Genomic DNA, 1,111 nt, shown 5'->3' with positions numbered 1-1,111 from the left:
GCCCCCCACCCCGCGGCTCTTCATGCCCCGCCGCCCCCGGCGCTCCACCCCGGTCCGCCCCCACGCCTCGCCTCCCCGTCGGGCCCACGCGCTCGGCCGGTGGACAATCGTGACGCGGCCCCCGTCGGTGTGGGCGATCGCGTTGGTGTCGGTGGCACCGTCGCTGGCGCCGAGCGATCCGCTGCCCGCGATCCGGCTGGGTGTCTTCGACGCCGGCTTCCTGTCCCCGGCCGTGACCCAGCGGACGGCCCTGGCCACGATGCCGGCGCTGGCCCTGGTGATCGGCGCGCTGCTGGGCTGGACGGCCCGGCGGCGCGAGCTGCCGACCCTGACGATCGCGCTGGCCGGGCTGCCCGGGCCGGCGCTGCTGACCATCGCCTACCTGATCGCGGGACCCGGCGGCGGCAACGACCGCTACCAGGTGGTGCCGTACTGGGCGGCGATGACCGCCACGGGCGCCGGGGTGCTCGGATCGGTGCTGGCCGCGGTGCTGCGCCGCGGCCCCGAGCCCGAAGACGACGGTGAACTGGACGGCCAGGAGCCGGAGAAGCCGCCGCTGCCCAAACGCACCAACCAGCCGGAGTCGGCGATCGCCGCGGCGGGCGGCGGGCCGGCGGTTGATCAGCCGCTGCGCCCGGTCGACACCGGCGTCTTCGACCTGCCCCCACGCGGCCGCCCCGGCGACGCGCCCACGCCCGCCTCCCCCGCGTCCGACCCCACTGCCACTCCTTCGCACAGCGCTGGTCCCTCTGTGGGTGCCGGTCCCTCCCTCGGGGCCCGGGCTGATCACGGTCCGGGGCCTGATCCCGATGGACCGGGGTCCGGTCACGGCCCGGGGTCCGGAGACGGGTCTGGGCCTGGTCGGGGTGCAGAGTCCGGTTACGGGTCGACCGCTGCCGGGCCGGCGGATCTCGGCGCTGGTCTCGGCGGACCGCCGCCGGTCGCGACCAAGCCGGAGAAGCCCCGCCGCCGCGGACGCCGTTCGAGCTTCGCCGACGCCTTCATCGGCCGCACCGGCGAGTTTCCGGCCACCCCACCGAGCGGCACGCCCACACCCCGGCACCCGGGTCAGGTAGCCCTCGCGGATCAGCTGATCGACGGCGTTTCGCAG

The 1,111-nt window shown here is 76.7% G+C and carries 1 pseudogene; it reads left to right on the top strand.

The window, feature by feature from the left end:
• Window positions 1–109: 109 nt before the first annotated feature.
• Window positions 110–1,111 (top strand): annotated as a pseudogene (locus AB0C29_RS49795) (hypothetical protein); the annotation flags it as partial.

This window comes from Actinoplanes sp. NPDC048791 (assembly GCF_040650095.1).
Lineage (GTDB): Bacteria > Actinomycetota > Actinomycetes > Mycobacteriales > Micromonosporaceae > Actinoplanes.
This window is presented reverse-complemented; position numbering and strand designations above follow the sequence as displayed.